The organism is Pseudoalteromonas sp. MelDa3 (assembly GCF_002863625.1).
GTDB lineage: Bacteria > Pseudomonadota > Gammaproteobacteria > Enterobacterales > Alteromonadaceae > Pseudoalteromonas > Pseudoalteromonas arctica.
Genome location: NZ_PJBR01000055.1, coordinates 1 through 21,867, shown reverse-complemented (window position 1 = coordinate 21,867; position 21,867 = coordinate 1). Strand labels below are relative to the sequence as shown.

Below are 21,867 nucleotides of genomic sequence, written 5' to 3'. Positions count from 1 at the left end.
AGGAAACAAAGACCTATAATATGGGCTAAACTAAAGGACTGCCACATTTACTCTAGCAACCAAGCTATAACTTAGTTTAATAAAAATTATCACCCCTTCTAGCCAATAAGTAAATATTGGTATTAATTGTATAAACGATAAGCAAATATGGAGATAGCTTAATGAGCTTTTTAAGAAACTTACTAAAAACTAAAAAACAAATCGAAGAAGAAAGAATTATCGAACTTAATTTGGTTAAAGAAGAAAAGATCCGTCAAGCTAAAGCGATTCAAAATGATCTTGAAGTAGGTAGTACAACTCGGTTACTAAATAAAAAAGATACAATCCCCCTAATTAAGGCTGACCTTTTACTTACTTCTACATTAAATTCATTTAAATCTAAAAGAGAGCGCCTAAATAATAATTGGGATGTGGCATATAAAAACTTTTCATGGTGGAACAAATTAAAACACGATGAAAAATTAGACCTTAGTGACCTTGATAAGCAGATTAGTGACTTAGAGATAGCTGTAAATAAATTCAATCAAAAGCATAAAGCAGATGTTTGTAACATAGATGAGTACTTTGAAAAGCTAATTGAACAAAGTAATCAACGCTTAGGTGTAGCATGTCAAAAGTTACAATATTCTATTAGGCAAGGTGATATTGAAACTGTAGATAAGAGCCTCATAGCGGCGACTTGGTTAAGTATCATTAGTGTGCCTGCCTCAGTTGTTGCTGATGTTGTTTCTAGTAACGCCATATACGATGCGCTTCGAAGTGTAAATAGTAATTTTGAGGAAATGTCGAACTCTGAAATATGGTGGGAAACATTATGGATGTCTTCAGAAAGCTTAAGAGGGTTAACTAGTTTAACTAAGGGTGCATATTTCGAAAACCTTGTTGCTAATGATACCGGCGGGCAATTAGCAGATCATTTTAATAACCCTGATACCGATATAACAATCGAGGGTATTGAAGTCCAGCTTAAAGCAACAAACAGTATCGGCTATATTAACTCGGTAGATGATGATATCCCTGTGGTAGCCACTACTGAAGTTGCAGAGTATACAAATGCTTTAGATAGTGGATATACTAATGATGAACTAACGAGTACTGTTGATATGGCCCTTGGCGGTTTTATTGATGCGAAAGGTACTGCAGTTGATGCAATATTAACTGGCGTAGGATCTCTAGGTATTTTTGCAAGTATACGGGGTATTAATCATGCAGCCGAAAAGTATGAAAAAGGTGTAAATGCTGAAGAGGCGTTTTTTAAAGGTATGGGAATTGCGATAGAGGGCACTGCGAAAGGTATAGTTGATGCAAGCGAAATGGTTTATAAAGTTGCAATGTCCAGACCTAGCCGCTTTGTTGGACAGACTCTGTATAGGGGACTAGAAAAACTTGATGAAAAGCTTTTTGGTGAATCTGAAAGTACGATTAAAAAATAATTTATTAGAAATTTTAAAATAAATAGTGCCATCAAATATATAAAACAATATTTTAAGTACAGGTTAAGCGTGTAATAGAAATTATGCATTTTTCTATTACAGAGCTTAACTATAATTTCTAAAATTATTTGAATGAGAGCTGCAAATAACTTGCTCTCATTGTAATTCAGAACTCTATTCATAAGATATGACTACTAAGCAATAAACTGAAAATACGAAATTGATAGCAAATATTTAGTCAGTAATTAAACGCCAAAAGGGTAAAACTTGACTTCATACCCGACGTTCATATAAAAGCCAAACGTTCGGCTAACCCAATACAAAGCAGATTAAACCTGCTCTACAAAGTAAATCATTAAGTTAAAACCTCAGTAATTAGCGAGTACTCCCTTTATTTCAGTTTGAGATACCCAAGTTAGTAATACTTATTTCTGATATACTCAGTCAGCACTTTTACTCAAAAGGTAATAGTCTTCAGCTTGCAACTCAATGCAAGTTAACTCACTGCTCTTCATTATTTATTGTCAAAATTACACCTTTGTAAATTAGAGTTGGTTCATCCGAGCCACAAACGTACAGAAAAAACACAGCCTAAGTTTATTGGCGAAGTATGATGATTCGTTGATGAACTCAAGCGTACTTACTTTATAAACAGGACTTAGCATGAGTGAATTAACTATCGGCGTTATCGGAACATCCCGCAAGACAGATGAAAGACGGTATCCTATTCACCCAGAGCACTTATTACGAATTCCCGAAAATCTTAGAAAACAAATGGTGTTTGAACAAGGCTATGGCACCGCTTTTAATGTTAGCGATGAATATATTGCAACGTTAACGGGTGGCATTGCATCGCGCAGCGAAATACTTACCCATATTGGCACGGCCATTATCGCAAAGCCTGTACTTGCTGACTTAGAAGAAATGCGCGAAGGAGGCACTATTTGGGGCTATGCCCACTGCGTTCAACAGCATGAAATAACACAAGCGGCGATAGAACGTAAACTTACCTTAATTGCTTTTGAAGATATGTATGTGTGGTCACCACAAGGAAATGTAGGGCGCCATACTTTTTATAAAAACAATGAAATGGCAGGGTATTGCGCTGTAATACATGCTTTGCAACTTAAGGGTATCGATGGTCATTATGGCGATCAACGTAAAACGATTATATTTAGTTTTGGTGCAGTGAGTAGAGGCGCTATTTACGCCCTTAAAGCGCATGGCTTTAGAGATATTACAATTTGTATTCAGCGACCTGATCATGAAGTGCGTGAAGAAATATTAGATTGTCATTATGTTAAGGTACGAGAAGGTCTTGAAGGAGAGGCTCGCATGATGGTTGTTGAACATGATGGGACTAATCGACCACTTAGCGATCTTATTAGCGAAGCCGATATTATCGTGAACGGGACTTATCAAGAAACAGCTCATCCGGTTAACTTTGTCATTGAATCAGAGGCCGACTGCTTAAAACCAAACAGCTTAATTATTGATGTTAGCTGTGATGAGGGGATGGGATTCTTTTTTGCAAAGCCGACAACGTTTAAAAACCCTTTATTTCGATATAACAACACGGATTATTATGGCGTTGATCATACACCGAGTTATTTATGGGAAAGCGCGACGCGTTCAATCTCTGCGGCGCTCATTGTATATTTACAAACGATACTTAAAGGTGCTTTGCAGTGGCAAAAAGATGAAACCATTCGCCGTGCAATAAACATTGAGCAAGGAATAATTAAAAATACGGCTATTTTGGCATTCCAAAACCGCGAAAATATTTACCCTTATAACGTAATAACACAATGATTAAATCTATCTCTAATCTAATTTTACATTAGATTAATTAGGGGTGTGCACTTCGTCTTAATGCTAGTAATTTTAAGGCGAAGTGTTTGTTGACTGATAGTAAAACTGGAGAACTTAAATCTTAAAAGTTTTGATAAAACGAACACCCACAATTTATAAGGCTACCTTATATGCCTAACGATTCTAAAAATATACTAATCGTGGCTTAGACTATATGCACGACCCATTTTCTAATTTTATGCGTGCTCAAACCACCTCTAGTCTGTTTCTTCTGGTATCTACAATCATTGCACTATGGTGGGCAAATTCAGCTTATTCAGCTACCTATCTAAACTTAGTGCATACGCCTATAGGAGTCTCATTAGGAAACTTTGAGCTACAAACCTCGCTTAAACACATTATTAATGATGGTTTGATGGTGATATTTTTCTTATTGCTTGGGCTTGAAATAAAACGAGAGGTACTTGCTGGAGATTTAGCTGAGCCCAAAAATAGACACATGCTCATTTTTTGCGCCATAGGCGGAATGGTCGTGCCAGCTGGTATTTATTCGCTGTTTAACTGGGGGCAAGATTCACTGATTGGTTGGGGTATACCCATGGCAACCGATACTGCGTTTGCATTAGGTGTGCTTACAATTGTAAGAAAACATATACCAACAAGCTTGTTGGCTTTTATTGTAGGTCTTGCGATTGTTGACGATGTGGGGGCAATACTCGTTATTGCCGTGTTTTATACCCAAGAAATATCGGTGATGTATTTGTCATGCGCCGTTGTTCTATTTGCTTTTTTAGTAGCCGCCAATTATGCCGGAATAAGGCAGCCGCTTTTTTACATTATCATTGGTCTTGCCACCTGGTGGATGATGTTACAGTCAGGTGTGCATCCTACTGTAGCAGGTGTTGCTATTGCTTTAACGGCTCCTGCACGCTCAATGTTGGGCTCAGGAAGGTCGCTTGAAAAGGCAAAAACAACCATTACCTCTATGCAAAAAGAAATAGAGAAAGTAGATGTTCTGGCCAGCAGACAGGATCATAAACAGGTACTCGAAATTCGTGATTTAGCCGAAAATGCGGGTACACCTTTGCGTCGGTGGGAAGATGTGCTGCACCTGCCTGTCGCACTGTTTATTTTACCGCTATTTGCTTTAGTTAATGCGGGTGTGGTTTTTAACTTTAGTTCATTTGTTGAGAGTCTCAGTGATCCCGTTGGCTTAGGTATTATTAGTGGTCTTGTTGTTGGTAAGTTTATTGGTATTTCGGGTGCGTGTTGGCTTGCTTTACGCTACAAAATAGGTTGCTTGCCTGAGGGCATTAATCTTCAGCATGTTATTGGTGCTTCACTTATCGCCGGGATTGGATTCACCATGTCTACTTTTATTGCTACGTTGGGGTTTGATGGGCAAGCCGAGCATCTTCATAACGCAAAAACATCGGTTTTAGTGGCTTCGGTTCTCTCTGCAATACTTGGGGTTTTATATATTCGAGTGGTTGCCTCAAAAAAGAGCAATAAACCAATTAATTCAACGCCGCAATAGGGCGTGAAGGGGCGTGAAGGGGCTAATGGGTATTCAATAATGTGTACTCATTAGTTGTACTTAACCCTTTATTTATTAATTAAACCTATTGTTTAAAACACGCTATGTGTTGTAGCGAACAGACCAATTAAAATAAATACGCTAATGTCTTACTAAGGTTTTTTGGCTTTAAATTAATCTATAAGTGCATGAATTTAAATCTTAAAACTATTCCTTAAATCATTACCCCTAAATTATACAGAGGAAGTTATCACCTAGATTGCGAAGCACGCTAGCGCTTATGACAATCTAAAGTAGTAATAAGGCTCCATATTTTTGGTTTCTTAAAAAGGAGAATATTATTTCTACACAAAACGAAAATAGTCCAAATTCTAAAAGTAAAAGCGGTCCGCCAGATATCGATAAAGTGATGAGCGGTGCGTTTAAAAAGTATAAGAAGTTGCTGAGTGGAAAATTTAGCACAAGTTTAACCATAGTACTGTTTTTGGGATTGATTGCTACAGGCTATAGCGCAGTCTATACCGTTCCCAGTGATTCAGTTGCTTTGGTATTAAGGTTTGGTAAGTTTCAAGAAATTCTGCCTGCGGGCTTACATGTAAAAATCCCATTAGGTGTTGATCACGTCACAATAGTGCCTACTAAGCGTCAATTAAAGCAGGAGTTTGGTTTTTCTACTCCTGGAGCCTCCGACCCTGATCAAAATATTAATCCTGAAAATAATATTCGCGCATTTGCGCCAAAAATTTCACCTGCAACAAATCAACGCGAAGAAACCCAAATGGTAACTGGCGATTTAAACACTGCGCTGATTGAATGGGTAATTCAATATCGGATAGCCGATCCCCAAAAGTACTTATTTGAGGTGCGCGACCCGGCAGGCACTTTACGATATGTGTCTGAATCAGTTATGCGTGAAGTTGTAGGCGATAGAACTGTAGATGAAGTAATTACCATTGGCAGGCAAGGGATTGAAATTGAGGCATTACAAAAAATGCAGGCATTGGCAACCAAATATGTAATGGGGATTAGTATTGATCAGGTTCAACTAAAAAATATTAACCCACCCGTACCAGTACAAGGGTCGTTCAATGAAGTTAATCAGGCTCAACAAGAGAAAGAAAAGTTGATTAACGAAGCGCGTCGCGAATATAACCGCGTTATTCCGCTTGCTGAGGGGAAGCGCGATCAACGAATAAGAGAGGCTGACGGTTATCGCCTTAAGCGAGTTAATGAAGCTGAAGGCGACGCTCTGCGTTTTAATGCGCTGTTTGCACAGTACCAACTGGCACCTGAGGTAACACGCAGACGAATATATATAGAAACAATGACAGATGTTATGCCAACGATAAAAAATAAAATTATTATCGATAGCGAAGCACGCGGTGTATTACCTTTACTCAATTTAACTTCACTAAAAGGACAGCAGCCATGAAATCTTATTTAATCGTTGGCAGCAGTATTTTAGCTGCACTTGTAGGGGTTACTTTGTATAGCGCTTTATATACGGTTAACGAAGTAGAGCAGGTGGTTATTACTCAGTTTGGTAAACCGGTTGGAGAGCCAATTAGAGAGGCGGGTATTCAACTCAAAATGCCTTTTGTTCAGCAAGTTAATTTTATTGATAAGCGCGTGCTGGAATGGGAAGGAACACCTTCTGATATGCCGACCAAAGATAAGCTTTATATTTCTGTAAGTCTTTATGCGCGGTGGCAGGTTACCGATCCGTTGCAGTATTTTTTACGTTTAGGTGATGAGCGAAGCGCACAGTCTAGGCTCGATGATATTTTTGGTAGTGAAACGCGTAATGCAGTAGCCACACACGAATTAATCGAAATTATTCGTACAACGAAAGGTCGCCAACCTTTGCGTGACTCGTCACTCACCGAGGCTGAAAAAGAGCAGAATATTGGTAGTTTAGTGCCTATAAGCATGGGACGTTTAGTTGTCGAGCAAGATATATTTAATGAGGCGGCAAAAAAAGTAAAAGTATTTGGTATTGAGCTTATGGATATTCGCTTTAAACGTATTAATTATAATGAAAGTGTACGCCCTAAAATCTATGAACGTATGATCAGCGAACGTCGTCAAATAGCAGAACGCTTTTTGTCAGAAGGAAAAGGCGAAGCTGCCCGTATACAAGGTAACAGAGAGCGAGACTTAGATAAAATTCAATCTGAAGCCTACCGAGCAGTAACAGAAATTAGAGGTAAAGCTGATGCTAAAGCAGCCGCTATTTACGCCTCAGCCTATAACAAAAATGATCAAGCAGTCGCATTCTATGCATTCACCCGTTCGTTGCAGGCGCTTGAACTTGCCCTTAGCCAAAACACAACATTGGTATTATCGACCGACAGTGAGCTATTTCAGTATTTACAACACACTCAGGCGAGTGAGCCTAATCCTAAAAATTAGCATGCTTCATATTTAAATATTGTATAGATATCATCAAACTTAGGAGCAATAAATGCAAATTGAAACAATTAGAGATGTACTCAATTGGACCGTTTTATTTCACAAAAACTTAAAAGATAGCCTAAACCAGAGCTCTAAACAAAATAAGGATGAGGGAGCACGAATGATGCTTCGCTACCTATCTGAGCATGAGGAGAGTTTAGAGAATATTGTACAAGGATTTGAAAATACGGCAGACGTAAAAGCGCTAAACACCTGGTGTTTTGATTACATCGAAAAGCACTCAATTATTGAGCGCGTTGATTGCAACTCACTCTTTGAAGAGCTAGATATCTCGGACATTATGGAGAAAATAGTAAACCATCATGAACAAGTTATTGAGTTATACATTCATATATATTCTCGTGTAGATATCGAAAGCGCAAAAACGTTGCTTGATACAATAAAAGATATTGAAGAAAATGAGATAAAAAGAATTGTGCAATCGGCTAACCGATTTTCAGATATGTAATCGACTGATTGAACTGGCAATATTAGTGTATTACTAAGGTGTCAGTTCAATCAAATGTATGTGATATCAATTTATATCAAGGATCTTTTCTTTTAATCGAGTTAAGTAAAATGATTCGGTGTGCTCAACATATCCGGACAGTCAATCCTAGTTTACTCAGTTATACCAATTTGCTTATATACGGGGTCTATTTAGCAACGTTATAGAGTGATTTAACTCGTTTAAATTATTCAAATATTTATGCAGGTTGATATTAAAATGAGAAGCAGATGATATGGCATGACTATGAATCTACTTACTTTTCATTAGATTATTCCCTCAATTTAATATATAGCTATAAAGGCTGTATCTTTTTATTTAATATAATACAAAATAATTAAATTTGACTGTACTAATACGGCAGTTGCTTTACAGTTTAAGATCTTGGCGACTCAAATTAGAAGGTTACAACAGACCCATGCGGTTATCTCTAACTCAATCAGCAGCAAGTATTTTATATTTAGGCTTTATTCAGTTTTTTGTTGTTGTAGTAATTTTGGGTGGGTTGGAGAGTATTTTACTTGAAGCACCTCTGATGCCTATCATTTCTATTAGTACCGCTTTAATATCGCTAGTTTTAGGCTCAATCTTAACTTTATTATTTAATTTTAAATCTACAAAAAAAATTAAATATGTGACTCCTGCATTAGGCATTTTAGGGTGTGCTTTTTTCTTAAATTTTCAATTGAGCTTATGGGGAGTCGTTGACGAAAAGTTTTTTTTAATTAGTGATAATCCATTTATTTCTGCTTTAAATGCCGTTATGGTTTTTTCTTTTTTCTCAGCGCTCATTATTAAAATTTTATGTTCTGCAACGATAACTAAAGGGGCTAAGTTTACCAAAGCAGTCATGTTTTTAGTTATCTTTACGGGTGTGTCGTTATGGTACGCTAGTGCAGTAAAAACAGTGAGTAGTGAAGAAGAAAAAGCACGAGAAAAAATAAGCTTAGTGGGGACAATGCTTAATAAAAATCTTGATGAGCATAAAAAGTCATTATCTCGGATTAAGTCGAGATTAGAAAAAGTGAGTCATGATAATTTTTTAAAGCTTGCCGCTGTTGATATGAAAAATTATGCGAGGGATTATAAAATCATCAAAGGGATGCTTATTCTTGATGAAAATCTTACGTTAGTTGAAGGTGACATATTTTCTAAGCAATTTATTTCCAGTGGGTTTCTATCAAGTGATTCTGTAGTGAACTGGTTAAATACAACTACGGATGAAGTTAGATTTGCAGCTAATTCATTAACGTTGAAAACGAGTACGCCGACTATTATGTTTTCGATACCTATAAATTCAGTTACTGGCGGTAAGTATCAAGTTTTAGCTTTACTAGACATGAATTTATTAATTGAGAACAGGTACATAGATTATCTAAATACGTTTGATGTATTTATTGAATTGACGCCTCAAGTTTACTTTTCTGTTAATGCTAAAAAGCAAAACGTATACAATTTAAATATACTATTGAGTTTATACAGTGACTATATTGTAGAAAAAGTCGATGTAATGGGCATTTTAAATCACAATATATATAGTTTTATTAATAACTACTCCGCATTAAAAGAAAGAGCAAAAGTCGAACAAATTATAATTTGGCTTACTTTCATCTTTATCTATATTTTTATACTTGCTTCAGACTCTTCATACCTACTAAAACAACAATCAAAAAAGCTGTTTAAAATGGCTAAATATGATGAGTTAACAGGGCTAATTCGCCGAGATGCGCTAGATGATGAAATAAGCGCTAAACAGTCTAAGCAGGCTAAAGCGTTAAACTCACTGTGTGCAATGGTTTTTATAAACCTAGATGGCTTTAGTTCTATAAATAATAGTTTAGGGCATGCCCTAGGTGATAAAGTTCTCAAGTTAGTTGCAAGAAGACTTAAAAATAACGCGCTGACAACCGACTCAATAGCACGCTTTGGTAATGATGAGTTTATTCTTTATTACAGCAATATAAGTAAAGATAAACTAAGAGAAGAAATATCAGTATTAATAAGCTCTTTAGCAAACGTTTATTATTTAGAGGACGTTGATATTTATCTTACAGCCAGCGCTGGTATATCGATGTCTAAAGAAAGAGTAGGAAATTCAAAAGTACTATTACAGCATGCAGATATTGCTATGGACTGTGCGAAAACCCTTGGAGGGAATCAGCTTTGTTTTTATCATAAGCTAATGGATGATAAGCATAAAGAAATAGTCCACATTAGAGGAGAGCTTCAAAAAGCGCTTAAAAATGGTGACTTAGAAGTGTATTACCAACCAATCCATAGTTTATCTGATAACAAAGTGATTAGTGTTGAGAGTTTGGTGCGATGGAAAAGTAATGGTGCGTATATTTCCCCGGCTATTTTTATACCTATAGCAGAGCAAACGGGGCAAATATTAGAAGTTGGCAAACAAGTACTAGTACAGGTACTTAAAGATATGAGTAATACTGCGCAGTTAAAAAATATTACTGTGGCTGTTAATTTTTCACCCCAGCAATTACAGCTGCAAGGGTTTGTTGCATATATTTGCCAATTAGTCTCTGATAAAGATATAGAGCCACATCGGCTCACCGTTGAAGTGACTGAAACAGTCATGTCAGAAAAAGGGGTTATCGAAGGCGTTCTTAGAGAGCTGATGGCTAAGGGCTTTAACGTTGCGATTGATGACTTTGGCGCTGGATATTCTAGCCTTTCTTACTTGTCGAGGCAGCCTGCTAATATTATAAAAATAGATCGGGAGTTCACGATTGGTGCTGAGCATGAGGGCCAAGAACGCGCTTTATTAGAAGGTATCATCAAGATTTGTACAGAGCTTAAAAAAATAGTGGTCATTGAAGGTGTTGAAAATGCTGAGCTGATCGCCTATTTATCTCAATTCAGCAGTATAAGGGTTCAAGGCTATTATTTTTCCAAACCAATACCTTTAAATAATCTTATTGATTATATTAATAGCCTAAATAAAACAAGTCATCATAAGTAAAACGAGAATAATCAATTATTACCTTACAACATGGATTAACTCGCCAGCTATGGAGTAATAACATAGCCACGAGCATCTATTTTTTTACGGGAATATCATTTAATAGCTTTATGATAGCGCTGTTATTACCGAGTTTAGCTAAGTCTAACAGATAGCTTTTTTCTAGCTCTTGCATTGACTGATCTGCTAATAATTCTTTTACCGATTGTTCTTCCCCATTTGCTATTGAAGTTTCTAAGGCTGCAAAGTTTGCGATTGAGTGTTTAATTTCATTAGTCATAATAAGTCCCGTTCGTTGTGTTTTGTTAAAGCTTCGTTTTAAAAAATATTTATATAAAACAATTGTATATTATAAGCTCGCTTTGTTAATGAGCTATTTTATTACCTAAAAATAGATCACTTAATTAAGCGAATTGGTATTACAGTATCACCGTACATACTGCAATTTAACTTATTGAATAACAAATAAGTCCATAAAGCTGTTTACTGGCGTATTTTCAAGCTTGGCTTGATCTCTACAAAGGGTAAATATGGTTTGGCATTGTTGGGTTGCAAGGCGTGTTGCTAAATTAGATTTGAATTTAAGCTCTAATAATGGAATGCCTTCCTCACGGCGACGGCGATGACCCAAAGGGTACTGCACAACCACTTCTTCTGTTTTACTACCATCGTTAAAGAAAACTTGAATTGCATTGGCAATAGAGCGTTTGTCCGCCTCTAAGTATTCAGCTGTAAAGCGTTTATCTTCTAACACCTCCATTTTGTCGCGTAGTTTATCGATGATAGGGTGCGTGTTGTGAAAGTCGTCCTCATAATGATCGCTAGTTAAGTTCCCAAATGCCAAGGGAACAGCAATCATATATTGTAAGCAATGGTCGCGGTCAGCTGCGTTGGCAAGCGGTCCTGTTTTAGAAATAATGCGTATGGCTGACTCGTGGGTGCGGATCACTATTTTCTCAATATCGTCTAAACGCGACTTTACTTGAGGGTGCAAAATAACGGAGGCTTCTGCTGCTGTTTGCGCATGAAACTCTGCTGGAAAAGAAATTTTAAACAAAATGTTTTCCATTACATATGAACCGTAACCTTGGGAGAACGAAAACGTGCGCTCCGCTTCAGGCTTTAGTGCTTGGTCTTTATTCGTTTTGGAGAAAGAGACATCATAAAACCCCCATTGCGCAGCTGTTAATGCACTGGGTATACCCATTTCACCGCGCATTGCCATATCAGCTAAATAAACTGCTCTGGCAGTTGCATCGCCCGCAGCCCAAGATTTACGAGATCCAGTGTTTGGCGCATGACGATAAGTACGCAGTGCAGAACCATCAACCCATGCTTGAGATATGGCTGCCATTATTTGCTCTCTACTGCCACCCATCATTTTTGTGACAACAGCCGTTGAGGCTACACGCACCAATAATACATGGCATAAGCCAACACGATTAAAAGAATTTTCTAATGCGATAACGCCTTGAATTTCATGCGCCATAATCATGGCTTCAAGTACGTCTCGCATAGTCAGGGGAGGCTGTGAATTTGCGATTCTGACTTGAGACAAGTGATCGGCTACAGCTAAAATAGCACCTAAGTTATCAGAAGGGTGCCCCCATTCAGCAGCTAACCACGTATCGTTGTAATCGAGCCAGCGGATGGTACAACCAATGTCCCACGCTGCTTTAACAGGGTCGAGTATGAGCGAGGTCCCAGGTACTCGTGCACCATTAGGGACAACGGTCCCTTTGACAATTGGACCAAGAAGTTTGGTACATTGTGAAAACTTTAAAGCGAGCAGACCACAGCCTAAGGTATCCATTAAACAATTACGTGCAGTGTTTAGTGCTTCTGCGCTTGATACTTCAAACGTTAATACATAATCAGCGATATCCTGGATAACACTGTCGTAATCTGGGCGAGTGTTATTATCTGTATTACTACTCATTTTGTATCCTTAATTCGTTTGTTTATATTTTACTTGGTTTCAATTTATTAGAAGTTACTGAGTAAACGCTTAGGTGAACTTCATGCTTTTGCTTATCGTTTTCAAGTGGAATATAAGTTGATTCAAGCGCCATACCGTCAAGTATTAGCTCACTTTTATTATGTTTTTCATCCCCTATAATTTGCTCAATTGTAATATGGTAATAGGTGCTCTCGAAGCGATAGTCGATTGAGTAGGTGCTCCAATTCTCTGGAATACACGGTGAAATGGTTAGCTTATTTCCTGTTCGTGTTACACCTAATAAAGATTCTATTATTAGTCGGTATAACCAACCCGCTGATCCGGTATACCAAGTCCAACCGCCTCGTCCAATATGCGGATCAACGGCATAAACATCGGCGGCTACGACATAAGGTTCGCCTTTATAGGTTTCAACTTGTTCGGCGTTTTTAGCATGATTTAATGGATTGATTATATTCATCAATTCCCACGCTCTTTTTTTGTCGCCTTGTTGAGCAAATGCCATGCTTGCCCAAATAGCGGCATGCGTATACTGCCCGCCATTTTCGCGCACGCCCGGGACGTAACCTTTTATATAACCAGGGTTCATTTTTGATTTATCAAAAGGCGGATTGAGTAATTGGATTAATTTATCATCGCTATTGACCAAATGCTGATACAAAGACGACATTGCTTGCGTAGAGCGCTCATTATTAGCTGCACCAGAGAGCACTGACCAACTTTGCGCTATTGAGTCAATAGTGCACTCTGGGCTTTGTGATGAGCCCAGCGCGGTTCCGTCGTCAAACCATGCGCGACGATACCAAGCTCCGTCCCATGCGTGTTTAGCTAGGTTACCTTGTAGTTTTTGTGCTTCATCGTCACAACGAGTAGCAAACTCTATATCGCCATGTAATGCAGCAATAGGTGAAAATTCTTGTAGTATTTTATATAAAAAGAACCCCAGCCAAACGCTTTCGCCTTTGCCGTGTATTCCAACAAGGCTCATACCGTCATTCCAATCTCCTGAGCCCATTAACGGTAAACCTTTTTCTCCAAAGTGTAAACCATGCTCAATTGCCAACACGCAATGCTGGTAAAGGCTCGACCTTGCTGCACTCACAGAAGGTAAGTCGTAATAGGATTCTTCGTCGTCTTTAAGGGGGCGACCTTCAATAAAGGGCATTAGCTCATCTAAAATAGTTATGTCATCAGTGCCTTTTATGTAACGACACGTCGCTAATGGTAGCCATAAATAATCGTCTGAACAGCGTGTTCTTACACCGCGCCCTGATGGTGGATGCCACCAATGTTGCACATCACCTTCGCTATACTGACGTGTGGCGCAGTACAGTATGTGATCCCTTAGTAATGCAGGCGAAGCATGTATTAATGCCATGGCATCTTGTAACTGATCGCGAAAGCCAAACGCGCCACCACTTTGATAAAACCCACTGCGAGCCCAAAAACGACATGCTAAAGTTTGGTACACAAGCCAGCCATTTGCTAATACATTCAATGCAGGGTCGGGGGTATAAACCTGCACACTGCCCAGTGTTTGCTGCCAAAAATCAGTGACTTTTTCGAGTGCAATGCGTGCTGTACCGGGTTTTCTGAGTTTTAAAGCAAGCGTACTTGCTTGCTCTTTATTTTGCGCAGCACCGAGCCTAAAAATAATTGTGCGCTCTTGTTCACTTTGCAGTTCAAAAGGGACTTGAATTGCACCGCACGGATCGAGTGCCGCTCCTAAGTTGCCAGATAAATGAGTACGAGTCATTGCCTGGGGGTCGTGTAATGTTTTATTGCGACCAATAAACTCGCTACGGTCTCCTGTTAGTGTTCGTGACATATCATCAACGTCAAAAAAAGCAACTCTGCCACCAAACTCTGAGTTATAGGCATTAGAGGCAACCAATGCACCGCTCTTAGCATCAATTTCTGTTACAAGGTGTAGCGCTGTTTTAGAACGAAGATCGCCAAGTACCCATTCAACATAACCTGTTGCACTTAGGCGCCTGGTAGTTAATGAGTTGTTTTTAATTTTTAATACCGAGTATTTTACGGCGTCGAGTGTATCTACATACACACAAAGAGAGGATTCGATGCCGGTTTCACTGTGCTCAAAGGTACTATAACCAAAGCCATGGCGGGTTATATAGGGATTAGCCCCACGTTTTGGCATCGCACAAGGTGACCAAAATTTACCTGTATCTTCATCACGTAAATAAAAGGCTTCGCCACCAGATGAGCCTGTAGTGTCTGCACTCCACGGCGTTAAACGAAACTCATGGGCGTTTTCGCTCCACGTATAAGCAAAACCATTTTCGTCAATAACGCTGCCAAAATGTGCGTTTGCTAGCACATTAACCCAAGGCAGAGGAGTTGGATTCGCTTCGGTGGTGGTAATAATATATTCGCGACCATCTTCACTAAACCCACCCAGTCCATTATTTAAAAGTAAGTTTTCTTGAGTATTGCCAAGCGCTTGATTGATTTTGGGATGTAATGCTTGAGTTGGGATTAGTCCCTTTACGTTTTTCTCTGCAAGCGTTCGACGGTTTACTTGCTCTGCCAATGTGCCACTTTGATCAATAATAATCCGCGAAACGGCTTGTAACAGTATGCGGTCTTCATTCGAGATTTGTTCTGCTGAGCGAACGAATATCCCGCCAGGGCGATCAATATAATGAGACTCAGTACCCGTTGCGATTAGCCCCATAATTTGGTCTTGCAAACCTTGTCGGTAACCAACTTGCTCTTCATTCCAAATGACTAAATCAGCGACAAGCCCTTTTAAGCGCCAATATGCATGGCATTGAATAAGTTGGCGGGCAATTTCAATATTATTACCGCTGGCTACTTTTAATAATATGATAGGTAAGTCACCAGAAATTGAGTAGCCCCATAGTCCAGATTGTCCTCGACGATTTTGTATTAATACAGATGCGTTAGCCCGAAGAGTTGCATTGGCATACAAAATATACCCAGCCAGCTGCCGGTAGAGTTGAGCATCTGCTTCATTGGCGTTAATTTGGCGTAAGGTCACATCGCTATGAGTCCATGCTAAATCAAGTGCTCGATCGGTAATGTGATGATCTTGATATTTAGCAATTAGCGCAAGGCAAGCCTGTCTACTTTGTGCCATACCCGTTATTACATCGAGTGTTACTACACTGCCAGCAAGTAAAGCCACAGGGGCACGAATAGCAACAATAGGATCAAGTACTGACCCTTGTTTAGCGTCAAGTTCGCCCATTTCTAGCATTGCTTGTGGTGAAACCAAAGAGCGACCTCTACCAATAAATTGCATGCGATCAGTTGTACAAGACAGGGTTCCGACTTTTGTTGTGCTGCTATTGTCGCGTGTTGAAAGTAAATGAAACATCCAAGGTGTTTTTTCATCAGCAGAGCGTGCACGACGAGTACATAAAATAGCATTGCCACATGGAAGTATTTCAGTTTGTACAAACAAATTACTAAATGACGGTTGCATAAGGTCGGCTGCAGGATTTGCCATTACAACTTCTGCATAAGTGGTTATATCAATTGTACGGGTATCGGGTGAGTGATTACTTAAGCGTATACGACGAAGTTCAATATCGTCCTCCGGAGAGACAACGATTTCAGTGTAAGTTTCTATATGTTGATCGCTTCGGCGAAACTCAGCGCGACCTTCAGAAAATGATGCGCTATACGACTGGGCTGATTTTAGCGTTGGCTGGTGGGCTGCCGACCAAAAGTCGCCTGTGGCTGTATCTCTAATATAGACAAATGTTCCCCAATTGTCGCAAGTAGGATCCTCACGCCACCGTGTAACGGCTAAGTCGGTCCAGCGGCTGTAGCCACCTCCTGCATTTGTAAGCATTACATGGTAACGACCATTTGAAAGTAGCTGTACTTGGGGTGTTGGGGTAATGGCTGGAATAGGTGGATTAACCTTTATTTTTGCATGTTCAAATAAAGCCCCGCTCTCTGCGTATTGGTCTATATGAGGTTGGAATATAGATGTTTTAGGCACGCGCTCTTGTAGTAATAGCAAAGCTGATTGCAGTAAAGGGTCTGATTCAAAGCGTTTTTGCATAGGCTGGTCAAGTAAATGATATGCCAATGCAAGTAAGCTCATACCTTGATGGTGAGCCATAAAGGAGCGAATGACTGCGCTTTTTTGATCTCTGGATAAACGGGCAGGGGTGTAATCTATTGCCTCATACAATCCGTAATGTCCCTCAAGTCCACTATCAGCTAACAGTTGAAGATTTTCGCACGCGGCTTGTGGGTTAACCATTAATGCCAATGCAGACGCGTAGGGAGCGATGACGAGGTCTTCTGATAAGCCTCGTTTTAGCCCTAAACCCGGTACGCCAAAGGCATGATATTGAAAATTAAGAGAAGCATCTACCGTATTGTATGCCGACTCAGATATGCCCCACGGTACGTTTTGTCTTTTTCCATAATCAATTTGTCGGGTAACCGCTGCACGGCAAGTTTGTTCGAGCAATGTACCGTCGTAGCTAGGCATAACTAACATGGGCATAAGATACTCAAACATAGAGCCACTCCACGACACCAGCACCGGCTCGGCGCCAGCGCTGGTTAGTAGACGACTTAGAGCGAACCAGGTTTGCTGTGGCAATTTACCTTGTGCTATAGCAATAAAACTGGCTAAACGTGCTTCAGATGCCAGTAAATCGTAAAAACTGGTGTCACGTCGATGCTCATCTACGTTATAACCAATAGCCAATAAATGGCGAGACTCATCATATAAAAATGCATATTCCATTTGTGCAAATTCAATCGCTCTGTTGGCTAATTTGTCACATTGCGAAATGCAATCTTTGGCAAGCTGTGTACTGGCTAAAGTATGAATACGTAATGAAGAAAGCCACTGAGTTTCGTCGGATGGTAATACCGATGATAAAAGCGCATCAATTGCGTTAATAGTGTCGGGGCAACGTTTAACTAATTGCTGCATTGTCAAAATATTAGAATCAAGAAATTGCAGTTTTAAGCTAACTGGCGGATTAGTTAGTTTGAGCCATGGCGAAAATAAATAGAGTTCGTTTAGGGTACGCTGGCATTGCCTTTGTAAGTCTTGAGTCCATACTTTATGCTCTTTCGACTTTGTATCTAAATCATTAGCAGCGTCTTGCTTTATATTCTCTAACAATATTCGCGCATTATTATTGAGTGTAATTAAGTGCTGTTCAACGTCATATAGATTTGTAGGCGCAGTGATACGAACAGCGTTAAGTATTGAGCTCATGGCATTAATAGCGGTATCTATAATATTGTTTTTATTTTGCTCTGAGTCTAATTGCAATGTTTTAAACAAGTTTGCCACAATAGCCAAAGTGATACTTATGCCTTCAAACATTTGTGGGTGAACAATAGGTTTAGAAGGGAGTTCTTTTAATGCTATTTGTAAAGTTAAAAGATGACCGGCTAAGTTACCGCTATCTACTGATGAAATATAGCGCGGTGGCAAAGGTTGCAATGTTTGTGTGTCGTACCAGTTATAAAAATGCCCTTCGTGGCGCTCGAGTTTATCGAGGGTATTAAAGCAATCTTGCGTGCGTTGAATTAAATCACTTTGTACAATAAAACCAAAATCATAGGCGCTAACGTTAGCCAGTAAAGACAGACCAATATTAGTAGGCGATGTACGGTGCGCAATAACAGGACCGGCTTCCTCTTGATAGTTATCGGGAATTAACCAATGATCGTCTGCAGTGTTAAAGTGGTCGAAAAAAGCCCATGTTTTACGGGCAATAGTTTGTAAAAATAATTGTTGCTTGTCGCTCAGTGGCGCTAAATTATCGAGTTTAGGCTCACTAAACCACCATGTTATAGCCGGTGATAAAAGCCATAATAAAAGTAGAGGAAATACAGCTAATATATTTGTAAAAGTTAAGTGTAAAGGGGCAAAGTAAAGTAGCGAAGCGATTAAAGTAATCGCAATAAATGGCGCAGTCCACATAGTGTAATAACTATTTATTAAGGCATTTACTACATGATTAGATTTATGATCTGTGACATGCCACTCTAATAAACGACGTTGAGTAAACAGCATTCGACCCGCACTACGTAATATTGCGGTTAAGTTAAACACAGCCTCAAAAGGTAAACATGCTAAACGAAAACCGATTTGAATAAGTTGACGAACAAAGCACTGTAAAACATCATGCAAATGATGGGACATCAGCATTTCTGCGGGTTTGCGCATCGACGAAATTAGCGCGCTCAGCAATGGCGGTAATAAATAAATAGCACTTATGGCAAGGGTCCATTTCAATGGATTAGCTGCTGTAAACCAACCTACCGTAAGTAATAAAAAGATTGCGAGTGGTTCGACACTTCGACGTAAATTATCAAGAATTTTCCAACGTGATAAAGGTGACAAAGGATTTTGACATTTATCGCTTCGAGTGTTTAAAACACGAGGAAGTAACCAGCGCACAATTTGCCAATCTCCTCTGATCCAGCGCTCACGCCGACACATATCAGTGTTGTAACGTGTAGGGTATTCTTCGTACAAGTGCACATCACTAATCAACCCCGAGCGAGCATAGCAACCTTCGAGTAAATCATGGCTGAGTATTTGGTTTTGTGGTAAACGGTTACCAAGTGTTTGTTCAAATGCATCTATATCGTATATACCTTTACCGATAAATGAGCCTTGTGAAAAGAGGTCTTGGTATACATCGGATATTGAACGCGTATATGGGTCGATACCCGGTTCTTCACCAAATAATTGCGAGTAACGAGAAGGGTTATGTCCCGATAGACTTGCTGCCATACGTGGTTGTAAAATGCCGTAGCCGCCTACAATACATTGTCTTTTTTCATCAAATCTTGGTTGATTTAAAGGGTGCGCCATGGTCGCAACTAACTGACGGGCACAATCTCGTGGAAGTTGTGTATCGGTATCTAAAGTAATGACATATTTAACTTTTTGTATAGCGTTAATATCACCGACGATAAGTTCAAATGCATGTTCTATTGGGTTTCGAAGTAGTGCGTTTAGATCTGATAATTTTCCGCGTTTACGTTCAAACCCCATCCAAATTTGCTCTTTTGGATTCCAGGTTCGTGGGCGATGCAGTAAAAAAAAGCGACTTTCTTGCTGTAAAAGAGAAGGCTCTGCATATTTGGCATTAAGGTTTTCTATACCAAGGCGTACTTGCGATAGCAACGCTTCGTCTGTGGGGAGTGTTTGTTGCTCTGCATCAGTAAAGTCGGTCAGTAGAGCAAAGTGTATATGTTGATCGCGATTACCTAAAAATCTAACTTCGAGTACTTCTAATAACTGCTCAATACCTATAGAGCTGGTAAGCATTGTAGGGATTACTACGAATGTTTTATTTTGCGCTGGCATCCCTTTTGAATAGTCCATTCTGGGTAATCGTTGTGGGTCGACTAGCAAGGTAACTATCCAGTTTACGAGTGCTGAGGCTAATTGACTTGCTCCGAATAAAGTTAAAATTATTAAAAGAATAAACTGCCAGTGAGGTATGTTATCAGGAACGACCATAGCCATAAAAGAGGCACTAATTAGGGCTGTTAAGGATATAATTGCTCCTAAATAAAGTATTAATGTTATACGCTTGGCTTGCGAAAATAACGTTTTCAAAATAGACGTTTTTACTGTTATGAGCTGCTTTAATTGCGTAATACCTTTATCAATTAAATAGTAGCCTACATGGTTAGGCGCAAGCGTTGTGTTTGATATTGTTTGGGCTTGATCAGCCTGCTGGGCTAATTTTATTGCTTTTTTAGCTATATCGACTTCTGAAAATGAGCTTCGCTTAGCGAGTTGATCTATGATTTTTCTGTAACTATCTCGCGTGATAAAGTCCATATAACCATACACACCTTCTATATCTTGGCGCAAAATGTGTTCTACAGCGCTATGATCTTCTACAAAATCCGCCCAGTTCATCGCGGTCAACCAGCGTAAGCTACTAATGTTATTGCTAATTGAGACTTGATCAGCGGCTTGTTGCTGATTCTCTTTTTGTACTAGTTGTTCTATGGTTAAACTCGAATCAGCTAGTTGTTGTTCAATCCAAGTAAGGGGAAGTGCTAATGCCGAACCATGCCCTTGTAATAAACGAGTTAGCTCTGCTACAAAAGCGCTTTCCATAGGAGGCTTTGAGCGTGCCATGTCGGCAATAACTAAAATTAAACTATTAGGGTCTTGCTCAGCAATTTCTAACATTTGATTAGCCCACTGTTGGGCTAGATTTAGGTGCTGGCGTGCGATTATGATACGTGTACTTACGCGTTGTAGGTTTTCAATTAAGGCTAACCTTAGCATAATTGGAATGGCCCAGAGTTCACCAAGGTTAAGCGTTGTTACTGTTTGATACGCGGCTAAAAATTGCGCTAGAATTTCGCTATCTACACGCCCGTCGCCATGGGAAATTACATTTAACGCAATATCATAAACTCGGGGCATACCTAAAGAGGCACCTTGCTCTAAACGTGGCAGTTCCTGACTATAGTGCTTAGGTAAATGAAGCCGAGCGGTACGAATTTGCTCTTCAATAAGATAAAAATTATCGAGTAACCACTCACCAGAGGGCACTATAGGCTGCTTTGCTTTAACGGCAATGGTTAATAAACTATTGGCTTTAATCAGTACTTTTTCGTTTTCGTCTAGGCGCTCAAGTAGCTGATCTTGAGTGTTTTTAGCATCTAAAATATGACTTTTTGCTAGTGATTTTGCATGTTTTTCCATTTGTTCAGCACTTAAGAGCTCTGATCGAATGGGGATTTGTTCTTTTGGGGGAGCTGATTTAAGCCAAGGGAAAAATGGCGAAAGGATGTTGATAAGCTTATTTTTATTCATCGTGGTAAATACTTGAGACTAAACGTCGTAGTGAAGATATTGACGGTTAAATTTATCACTGGATTTAAAAAAAGATGTTTTAAATTATTTTGGTTATTAGAGGTGAGCAAGTAATCATTAAAAATATTCATAAAGTTTATCTTATTGTTGAATACATACATCAACATATAACAAGCTTCGTTAAGGGTCGGTTCGTCAACACACATAGTCTAATAGTAGAGTTCTATTTTGTGTTTTATAACAGTGAGTTGTCGCCATGTTATGGTGTGGATTATCTTTAAATTTCATCAACCATTATACATATATATCAACTAAAGGCAGATAAATTTAGACTATGTGTGTTAGCGTACATATTC

10 protein-coding genes are annotated in these 21,867 nt (G+C 39.2%); 7 read left to right on the top strand and 3 right to left on the bottom strand.

What is annotated here, in order from left to right:
- Window positions 1–161 precede the first annotated feature (161 nt).
- The 7 genes from CXF89_RS11560 (at window position 162) to CXF89_RS11530 (ending at window position 10,721) form a co-directional block, all read left to right on the top strand.
- Window positions 162–1,433: a hypothetical protein gene (locus CXF89_RS11560; RefSeq protein ID WP_121954660.1), complete on the top strand. Its 1,272-nt coding sequence runs from the start codon at window positions 162–164 to the stop codon at window positions 1,431–1,433.
- 663 nt (window positions 1,434–2,096) lie between these two features.
- Window positions 2,097–3,245: a N(5)-(carboxyethyl)ornithine synthase gene (locus CXF89_RS11555; protein WP_024607592.1), complete on the top strand. Its 1,149-nt coding sequence runs from the start codon at window positions 2,097–2,099 to the stop codon at window positions 3,243–3,245.
- A 214-nt stretch (window positions 3,246–3,459) separates the two neighbouring features.
- Window positions 3,460–4,782, top strand: a complete 1,323-nt coding sequence (gene nhaA, locus CXF89_RS11550) for a Na+/H+ antiporter NhaA (protein ID WP_121954659.1) — start codon at window positions 3,460–3,462, stop codon at window positions 4,780–4,782.
- A 490-nt stretch (window positions 4,783–5,272) separates the two neighbouring features.
- Complete coding sequence (hflK, locus tag CXF89_RS11545) at window positions 5,273–6,214, top strand: FtsH protease activity modulator HflK (RefSeq protein WP_180961399.1); 942 nt, start codon at window positions 5,273–5,275, stop codon at window positions 6,212–6,214.
- Window positions 6,211–7,194: a protease modulator HflC gene (gene hflC, locus CXF89_RS11540; RefSeq protein WP_024590355.1), complete on the top strand. Its 984-nt coding sequence runs from the start codon at window positions 6,211–6,213 to the stop codon at window positions 7,192–7,194. Before hflK ends, hflC begins: the two co-directional genes overlap by 4 nt.
- A 52-nt stretch (window positions 7,195–7,246) precedes the next feature.
- Window positions 7,247–7,705 (top strand): ATPase, encoded by a 459-nt coding sequence (locus CXF89_RS11535; protein WP_101162941.1) that lies wholly within the window; start codon window positions 7,247–7,249, stop codon window positions 7,703–7,705.
- Between the two features lie 457 nt (window positions 7,706–8,162).
- Window positions 8,163–10,721, top strand: a complete 2,559-nt coding sequence (locus CXF89_RS11530; protein WP_121954657.1) for a putative bifunctional diguanylate cyclase/phosphodiesterase — start codon at window positions 8,163–8,165, stop codon at window positions 10,719–10,721.
- A 76-nt stretch (window positions 10,722–10,797) separates the two neighbouring features.
- On the opposite strand, the gene CXF89_RS11525 is transcribed toward CXF89_RS11530, so the two are convergent.
- The 3 genes from CXF89_RS11525 to CXF89_RS11515 form a co-directional block, all read right to left on the bottom strand.
- Entirely contained in the window at window positions 10,798–11,001 is a 204-nt protein-coding gene (locus CXF89_RS11525; RefSeq protein WP_024590352.1) for a hypothetical protein, read from the bottom strand.
- Window positions 11,002–11,172: 171 nt separating this feature from the next.
- Window positions 11,173–12,660, bottom strand: coding sequence for a bifunctional 2-methylcitrate dehydratase/aconitate hydratase (locus CXF89_RS11520; protein WP_024590351.1), 1,488 nt, complete (start codon window positions 12,658–12,660; stop codon window positions 11,173–11,175).
- A 22-nt stretch (window positions 12,661–12,682) separates the two neighbouring features.
- A complete protein-coding gene (locus tag CXF89_RS11515; protein WP_121954656.1) occupies window positions 12,683–21,511 on the bottom strand; it encodes a glycoside hydrolase family 94 protein in 8,829 nt (2,942 codons plus the stop codon).
- Window positions 21,512–21,867: the final 356 nt, after the last annotated feature.

What these genes read in the sequence shown, in the direction of transcription:
- CXF89_RS11560 (WP_121954660.1), top strand. Translation starts at nt 162, where the DNA reads ATGAGCTTTTTAAGAAACTTACTAAAAACTAAAAAACAAATCGAAGAA.
- CXF89_RS11555 (WP_024607592.1), top strand. Translation starts at nt 2,097, where the DNA reads ATGAGTGAATTAACTATCGGCGTTATCGGAACATCCCGCAAGACAGAT.
- nhaA (WP_121954659.1), top strand. Translation starts at nt 3,460, where the DNA reads ATGCACGACCCATTTTCTAATTTTATGCGTGCTCAAACCACCTCTAGT.
- hflC (WP_024590355.1), top strand. Translation starts at nt 6,211, where the DNA reads ATGAAATCTTATTTAATCGTTGGCAGCAGTATTTTAGCTGCACTTGTA.
- CXF89_RS11535 (WP_101162941.1), top strand. Translation starts at nt 7,247, where the DNA reads ATGCAAATTGAAACAATTAGAGATGTACTCAATTGGACCGTTTTATTT.
- CXF89_RS11530 (WP_121954657.1), top strand. Translation starts at nt 8,163, where the DNA reads ATGCGGTTATCTCTAACTCAATCAGCAGCAAGTATTTTATATTTAGGC.
- CXF89_RS11525 (WP_024590352.1), bottom strand. Translation starts at nt 11,001, where the DNA reads ATGACTAATGAAATTAAACACTCAATCGCAAACTTTGCAGCCTTAGAA.
- CXF89_RS11520 (WP_024590351.1), bottom strand. Translation starts at nt 12,660, where the DNA reads ATGAGTAGTAATACAGATAATAACACTCGCCCAGATTACGACAGTGTT.
- CXF89_RS11515 (WP_121954656.1), bottom strand. Translation starts at nt 21,511, where the DNA reads ATGAATAAAAATAAGCTTATCAACATCCTTTCGCCATTTTTCCCTTGG.